This window comes from Shimia litoralis, from assembly GCF_005518135.1.
GTDB lineage: Bacteria > Pseudomonadota > Alphaproteobacteria > Rhodobacterales > Rhodobacteraceae > Shimia_E > Shimia_E litoralis.
On sequence record NZ_SULI01000005.1, the window covers coordinates 166,166 to 173,072 of the forward strand.

Here is a 6,907-nt window from a genome sequence, read left to right on the forward strand (position 1 = left end):
ACAATGACGCGTATATGTGCAAGGTGTGCGCCTATTCATTGAATGTAAATCTATAACAGGGCAGGTTGGCCATATGAAATATATTGCCGCCATGTCTGCTATCGCACTTATTACTGCTGCAACGGTATCGCACGCTCAGGAGGTGGGGAAATACGGATTTTCTCTTGGCATTTCCAGCGTCGGTCTCACTGGGGAAGTGGCCTATCGGCACAGTGAAAAGTGGCGAGTGCGCGCGATGTTAAGTGGCGCCCCAAAATACCGATCCGGAGAAGACTTGGGGGGGATCAGCTATGATACGACCTCCAAGCTGCGCGGGTTGTCTCTGCTGGCGGATCGACAATTGGGTCAAAGCAACTGGCGCTTGACCTTTGGCGCCTTTGTTTCTGACACCGAAGCGGCAGGAACCGCCAACGGGACATTTCAAATCGGGAACAATATCTATACCACCAAACTGGACGCCATCGCGAAATTTGAAAACAGAGTTTCGCCGATTATTGCGATTGGATATGACTATCCGATCGGGCAGCACTGGATATTTTCTGGCAGCGCTGGCTACATCTATACTGGTGGCGTGAGTGTCGGGTTTTCTTCGACCAACCCTATCTTGCCCGGCGACTTGGTGCTTGAAAAACTGCAAGCCGAAGCAGACATCGGAAATGGATACCCCTTTATTGAGATCGGGATGACGTACCATTTCTAAGCTCATATTATTTGAGCTCTATGGGTAAATACATATGAAAATTAAGATGTTATAAGGTTATGTTGATCCGATATCTTAGTCACGTGTGGTGGTGTGAGAAATAGTTCCGAAATCCAAAGCCGGCAGCGCCGGTGGCATTGCGGGATCTTTCGGTGGCGCAGTCACATAAACATACTCTGATGTCGGCTGTGGCGGTTTTGGCGTGATTTCCTGTGCAACGATTGGCGCCCCAGTCGCATTGGAATTCTGCCAAAGAGCGTGGCCTGCTGCCAGAATGGCGATGAACGCAATCAACCTCCCGAGCTTGGGAACCAAGTTCGAGGGCGGGCATTTGCGGTCGGCCTCGGGTAGCCACATTTGCTCTTGGGGCGCGATATTTGGCAGCAAGTTGCGACGAGGGGAGTGGCGTGCTGAATTGCGATTTTCGGACATATCAATACTCTTACGAAACAATGGCTCCTCTTTTGACCAGAGGATTTGCGCTGAGTATGATTGACCTGTGGCAATACTAAGGCAGCCGTAAAAAAAGGGCGCCACCTTGGGCGCCCTTTTCCGAAATGTTCAAGGCTGGATTAGCAGCTGTAGTACATGCCGAATTCAACCGGGTGTGGGGTTGTTTCGTACAGGGTGACTTCTTCCATTTTCAGTTCGATATAGCCTTCGATCTGATCTTTGGTGAAGACGTCGCCTGCCAGCAAGAAGTCATGGTCAGCTTCGAGGCATTCCAGAGCTTCACGCAAGGAGCCACAGACTGTTGGGATGTCTGCCAGTTCTTCTGCAGGCAGGTCATATAGGTTTTTGTCCATGGCTTCGCCGGGATCAATTTTGTTGTTGATGCCGTCTAGGCCAGCCATCAACAGCGCTGCAAAGCACAGGTAGGGGTTGGCTGCTGGATCGGGGAAACGTGCTTCGACGCGTTTCGCTTTTGGCGATTCTGTCCATGGAATACGTACACAACCCGACCGGTTACGTGCAGAGTATGCGCGCAGAACAGGGGCCTCAAAACCAGGAACCAGACGCTTGTAGCTGTTGGTCGCTGGGTTTGTGAACGCATTCAGTGTTTTTGCGTGCTTGAGGATACCGCCGATGAAATACAGAGCTTCCTGTGACAGGTCTGCGTATTTGTCGCCAGCAAAGAGCGGCTTGCCGTCTTTCCAGATCGACATGTTCACGTGCATGCCTGTGCCGTTATCGCCATAGATTGGCTTTGGCATAAAGGTTGCCGATTTGCCGTAAGACGCAGCCACGTTGTGGATGATGTATTTGTATTTTTGCAGCTCGTCAGCTTGTTTTGTCAGGCTGCCAAAAATCAAACCCAGCTCGTGTTGGCAAGATGCCACTTCGTGGTGGTGCTTGTCGACTTTCATGCCAAGACGTTTCATCGTCGAGAGCATTTCCGAACGGATGTCTTGTGCGTCATCTGTTGGGTTTACTGGGAAGTACCCACCCTTAAGGCCCGGCCGGTGGCCCATGTTGCCCATTTCATATTCGGTGTCTGTGTTCCAAGACGCATCAATCGCATCAACTTCGTAAGATACTTTGTTGACTGTATTGGAGAAACGCACGTCGTCGAACAGGAAGAATTCTGCTTCTGGACCCATATAGGCCACATCACCAATACCCGAAGACTGTAGATAGGCTTCTGCTTTTTGGGCTGTGCCGCGTGGGTCACGCGCATAAGCTTCGCCTGTGTCCGGCTCAACAATCGAGCAGTGCAGACAGATGGTTTTTTCCGCATAAAACGGATCCAAATAGGCAGATGTTGTGTCGGCCATCAATTTCATGTCCGAGTTTTCGATCGACTTCCAACCGGCAATGGATGACCCGTCAAACATAAAGCCTTCTTCGAGGAAGTCTTCGTCAACCAAGTCAACATCCACAGTAACGTGCTGAAGTGTGCCGCGTGTGTCGGTAAAACGGATGTCGACATAGGCCGCATCTTCGTCTTTGATCATCTGGAGAACTGCGTCTACGCTCATTCCCTTGGTCCTTCTGTTAGAAATAGATGGGATTACAGTGCGTCCGAACCGGATTCACCGGTCCGAATGCGAATGGCTTGCTCGACGGGGCTGACAAAAATTTTGCCATCGCCGATTTTGTCGGTTTTTGCTGCATCAACGATGGCTTCGATTGCACCGTCAACTTGATCATCATCCAAAACAACTTCGATTTTTACTTTTGGAAGAAAATCTACGACGTATTCCGCGCCGCGGTAAAGCTCGGTATGGCCTTTTTGACGGCCAAAACCTTTGACTTCAATGACGCTGAGGCCTTGGATACCGGCATCCTGAAGGGCTTCTTTGACTTCATCCAGCTTGAAGGGCTTGATGATTGCTTCGATCTTTTTCATCTCGGATGTCTCCTCACCTGCGTACTTGAGCTAGCACAGACCACTTTCATCTCGCGGTCACAATTGGCTAAGGTGACGCGGGGGGGCACTGAGTGGGTGAATTGAGTAACTTGCACAAAAAATAGGCAGTATGCACCCAAACTATGCTGAATTGAATCGCGAAAGGTGATCAAGTGACCGAAATTCTAACGGCTGCCCAAATGCGCGCCATCGAACATATCGCGATTGAGTCGGGAGAGGTGACCGGCCTTGAACTGATGGAACGGGCCGGGAAGGGCGTCGTCGACGCAGTATTTATGCAGTGGCCAGAGCTGTCGGAGACCTCTCGTCGTGCCGTGGTTTTGTGTGGCCCCGGAAATAACGGTGGCGACGGATTTGTGATTGCACGAATGTTGAAAGCCCATGGTTGGGATGTTCGGGTCTATTTGCTTGGGGATGCGTCCAAATTACCGCCGGATGCAACAACCAATTTCTTAAGATGGCAGGCGCTCGGAGATGTCGAAACGATCGGGGATGCCCCGAGGCTTGCCGGCGAAGCTGATCTGTATGTGGATGCGCTTTTTGGTACTGGCCTTGGGCGTGCTCTGGATGGTGCGGTGTTGGACTGGGTTCGCGATCGGGCTGCGGCCAAGGATGTGGGCGCAAAAACGGTTGCGGTCGATATCCCGTCCGGTCTTTGCAGTGACAGTGGCCGTGTGTTGGGGGCAGGCGCAGATGTGGTGTCTGCGCAGCTTACGGTATCTTTTCATACGGCAAAAATCGGGCACTATTTGAACGTCGGGTCCACAACCTGCGGCACGCTTGTCGTCGCGGATATTGGTTTGACATCTCAGAGCCATGACGGGTTTGTCGATATTGTGGAAGGCGCGAGGTTGCCGTCTCTTTCCAAATCGGATCATGGGCACAAATTCAGCAATGGGCATGCGCTTGTGTTGTCGGGCGGCGCAAACAGAACTGGGGCGGCGCGGTTGGCAGCAGGCGGGGCGTTGCGCGTTGGGGCGGGACTTGTGACCTTGGGCGTGCCCCATGAGGCCCGCGCTGAGATCGCGGCGCAGATCACGGCGGTGATGATGCGCGAGATCGACGATGTCGTGGCTTTGGACCAAATGCTGGATGACCCGCGGGTGTCGGCGCTTTGTGTCGGTCCGGGTTTTGGTTTGGGGTCCACGCAAGCAGACATGGTGCGGGCCATTCTCGCGAGAAAATGTGCGACGGTGTTGGATGCGGACGCTTTGACGTTGGTGGCACAGATGCCGGACATGATCGAGAGACTGCATGAGCGGTGTGTTTTGACGCCGCATGCCGGAGAGTTTGCGCGGCTTTTTCCGGATATCGCTCTGGCGCTCGAGCGCGCGCCGACTTCCGGTCCGGCCTATTCAAAGGTGGATGCAACCCGTGACGCGGCCGCGCGGGCAGGGTGCGTGGTGCTGTTTAAGGGGCCGGACACGGTGATTGCGTCACCGGAGGGACAGTGTTCGGTGAATGCGGCGGTCTATGCATCCGCAGCACCTTGGCTGGCCACAGCCGGATCAGGGGATGTCTTGGCGGGATTTGTCACGGGGTTGATGGCGCGTGGCCATGCGGCGAAACCGGCAGCGGAAGCTGGCGCTTGGTTGCATGCGGAATGTGCTCGGGTGTTTGGGCCTGGTATGATTGCCGAGGATATCGCCGAACAAGTGCCAGCGGTGTTTCGCGCGATTGGCGTCAGATAGACTTTACCAACCTTGAGGTAATGGTGTTTCTGAAAGTGTAGATTGTAAAAAGGCTTTTTGCGATGACGCCTCGAGCATTGGCAGCATTGCGCGCGTCGAGAAGAAACCATAGGCGCGGCCTTCTACGGTGAGGCCCCAATCTTGAATTTGATCGCGTGTAAAGGTGACGGGTTTCCCTGATGTGATGTCTGTGCGGGCGATCGGCGCGCTGTCCAGTGTTGCCGAGAAATTTGACCCGTCCGTGCGCACATGTATCACCCAAACGCTTTCGATCGTGCTTGGGCTGACGTCCGAAAGGATTGGGAAACCAACCTTGAGCATAAGGTCCGTATAGGTTTCAGGGTTGAATTTGGCGGCGGCCAGCGCATCATCCAGCGACTCGTTGGCGAGAGTTGTTGCCTGAACCATCTGCGGGGATTGGGCATCCATTACAAGATACTCACTGGCGGCTGACACCCCCATTGGCGCAAGAATAAATCCAAAAATCAATCCAAGCACGCGGTGCATATATCCATCCGTTTTGCCAAACATACTGCTCAAAACTAGAGAGCAATGCGTGAGTGCGCAAAGAGATAGAAAATAAGATTTTAAGAAATTTATTGCGAGATAGGATTTTGATGCATTTTCCGCTCGCATCCTGTTTTGACCTTTGCTAGACAGCGCGGACTGTGCGGGTGTGGCGGAATTGGTAGACGCACCAGATTTAGGTTCTGGCGCCGCGAGGCGTGGGGGTTCGAGTCCCTTCACCCGTACCAGTATATCCCTTTGAAATCAAATCCTTGCATCACATGCGCTTTGCCCGTTCTAAGGTTACAGCTTTGGTTGCAATCGGGCTTTGGTTATGACGGGCAAAATATAAAACATGGCTAACCGCAAAGGGCGGTATCATGCGTGGCTTGTTGTTCCGAAAGATTTGCGCAGAATCGTCGGTAAGACCGAACTGCGCACGCCTTTAGGCGGCGATGACGAGGAAGCTGTGAAGCATTTACCCGGTGCAGTGGCCCAGCTACAGCACCAGATTGCCCTAGCAGAGCGTCAGGTAGGGTAGGGGAAACCCAAGCGACCCCAGCACGCTATCTATTCGCTTGCGCCTGATCAGATTGCGCACAGTCACTATTCGCAGCGCTGAGCTCGAAGCGCTGGCACGGGCTGCAGAGCGCGACGATGGTGTTTCCCACAACGCCGATCATTAAGAACGCGCGGCCGCCTGAACAGCCTCCACAGCGTGTTAATTTGACGGGCCTCTGGGCTGACTGTGTGAACAGTCGAGTGCAAGCTGGTTTCATGAAAGATGGTGGCAAACGCCAGCGCCCGGTCATCGAGAACTTGCGCAAATTTCTAAAGCACAATGATGCCCGGCGCATCACCAAGAAAGACCTTCTGGCGTGGCGTGATCATCTGATGAACGATCTATCGGCCAAGACGGTTAACGATATTTATCACTCTGCTGTGCGGGCCTTGTTTGCATGGGCAGTTGAGAACGACCGCTTGCCTGAGAACGTCGCACAGACCGTGAAGCAACGAAAGGCGCGCAAGGTGTATGGCCGGGAACGTGGCTACACCGATGCAGAAGCGGTTGAGGTGCTGAAAGCTTCACGCACATACGAACCACAGCCAGATTCAACAGGACGAGTGCGCGAGTCTGTGCAAATGGCTAACTTGAAACGGTGGGTGCCGATCATTTGCGCATTCCCCCGGGCGCGCGTTTCCGAGATTACCCAGTTACGCAAAGAAGACATTCGCGAGATTGATGGGCAAGGGGTAGCACGGATCACGCCTGACGCTGGCACGGTAGAACCGGGTGGCAATCGCGACGTGCCATTGCGTCGCCAGATTATTGAAGAGGGGTTTGTGGCAGATGCAGAACCCGGCCCAGTGTTTCACAATGCGACCGAACCGGAAAAGTATCAGAAAGCGGCTGTGATTGTTTCTAACAAGCTTTCAGACTGGCTGCGCCTGAGTGGGCTTCGACCAGAGGGGCTGCAGCCTAATCACGCTTGGCGACACCGGCTCAAGACGCAATACCGCGAACTTGGAATTTCTGATCGTGTTGTGGATGCCATACAGGGCCATGCAGGACTGAAGTGGTCCGGCAAATTCGGACAGCGTGCTAAGATGTATCCAACCCGATTGAATGGATACAAG

The 6,907-nt window shown here is 53.4% G+C and carries 8 protein-coding genes and 1 tRNA gene; 5 read left to right on the plus strand and 4 right to left on the minus strand.

Annotated elements, in window-relative coordinates; translation table 11 throughout:
• Positions 1-73: 73 nt before the first annotated feature.
• Positions 74-700 (plus strand): hypothetical protein, encoded by a 627-nt coding sequence (locus tag FAP39_RS06810; RefSeq protein ID WP_138015645.1) that lies wholly within the window; start codon positions 74-76, stop codon positions 698-700.
• Positions 701-775: 75 nt separating this feature from the next.
• Here the strand turns inward: FAP39_RS06810 and FAP39_RS06815 are convergent, their stop codons facing one another.
• The 3 genes from FAP39_RS06815 to FAP39_RS06825 all read right to left on the minus strand — a co-directional run bounded on the left by FAP39_RS06815 (position 776) and on the right by FAP39_RS06825 (position 3,050).
• A complete protein-coding gene (locus FAP39_RS06815) occupies positions 776-1,132 on the minus strand; it encodes a hypothetical protein (protein ID WP_138015646.1) in 357 nt (118 codons plus the stop codon).
• A 140-nt stretch (positions 1,133-1,272) separates the two neighbouring features.
• A complete protein-coding gene (glnA, locus tag FAP39_RS06820; RefSeq protein ID WP_138015647.1) occupies positions 1,273-2,679 on the minus strand; it encodes a type I glutamate--ammonia ligase in 1,407 nt (468 codons plus the stop codon).
• A gap of 32 nt (positions 2,680-2,711) precedes the next feature.
• Positions 2,712-3,050 carry a P-II family nitrogen regulator gene (locus FAP39_RS06825; protein ID WP_138015648.1) on the minus strand — a complete coding sequence of 113 codons (339 nt, stop codon included), beginning with the start codon at positions 3,048-3,050 and terminating at the stop codon, positions 2,712-2,714.
• 173 nt (positions 3,051-3,223) lie between these two features.
• Here FAP39_RS06825 and FAP39_RS06830 point away from each other — a divergent pair, with 173 nt between their 5' ends.
• Positions 3,224-4,762 carry an NAD(P)H-hydrate dehydratase gene (locus FAP39_RS06830; protein WP_138015649.1) on the plus strand — a complete coding sequence of 513 codons (1,539 nt, stop codon included), beginning with the start codon at positions 3,224-3,226 and terminating at the stop codon, positions 4,760-4,762.
• A gap of 3 nt (positions 4,763-4,765) precedes the next feature.
• On the opposite strand, the gene FAP39_RS06835 is transcribed toward FAP39_RS06830, so the two are convergent.
• Positions 4,766-5,293 carry a DUF2314 domain-containing protein gene (locus FAP39_RS06835; RefSeq protein WP_171006794.1) on the minus strand — a complete coding sequence of 176 codons (528 nt, stop codon included), beginning with the start codon at positions 5,291-5,293 and terminating at the stop codon, positions 4,766-4,768.
• Between the two features lie 139 nt (positions 5,294-5,432).
• On the opposite strand from FAP39_RS06835, the gene FAP39_RS06840 reads away from it, so the two are divergent.
• The 3 genes from FAP39_RS06840 to FAP39_RS06850 form a co-directional block, all read left to right on the plus strand.
• Positions 5,433-5,517, plus strand: a tRNA-Leu gene (locus tag FAP39_RS06840).
• A 107-nt stretch (positions 5,518-5,624) separates the two neighbouring features.
• Positions 5,625-5,810 (plus strand): DUF6538 domain-containing protein, encoded by a 186-nt coding sequence (locus FAP39_RS06845; protein ID WP_138015651.1) that lies wholly within the window; start codon positions 5,625-5,627, stop codon positions 5,808-5,810.
• Between the two features lie 116 nt (positions 5,811-5,926).
• Positions 5,927-6,907: site-specific integrase (locus tag FAP39_RS06850; protein ID WP_171006795.1), on the plus strand; the 981-nt coding region annotated here is incomplete at its 3' end.

Excerpts from the sequence above, each read along its gene's own strand:
- FAP39_RS06825 (WP_138015648.1), bottom strand. The coding sequence starts at position 3,050 with ATGAAAAAGATCGAAGCAATCATCAAGCCCTTCAAGCTGGATGAAGTC.
- FAP39_RS06835 (WP_171006794.1), bottom strand. The coding sequence starts at position 5,293 with ATGTTTGGCAAAACGGATGGATATATGCACCGCGTGCTTGGATTGATT.
- glnA (WP_138015647.1), bottom strand. The coding sequence starts at position 2,679 with ATGAGCGTAGACGCAGTTCTCCAGATGATCAAAGACGAAGATGCGGCC.
- FAP39_RS06810 (WP_138015645.1), top strand. The coding sequence starts at position 74 with ATGAAATATATTGCCGCCATGTCTGCTATCGCACTTATTACTGCTGCA.
- FAP39_RS06815 (WP_138015646.1), bottom strand. The coding sequence starts at position 1,132 with ATGTCCGAAAATCGCAATTCAGCACGCCACTCCCCTCGTCGCAACTTG.
- FAP39_RS06845 (WP_138015651.1), top strand. The coding sequence starts at position 5,625 with ATGGCTAACCGCAAAGGGCGGTATCATGCGTGGCTTGTTGTTCCGAAA.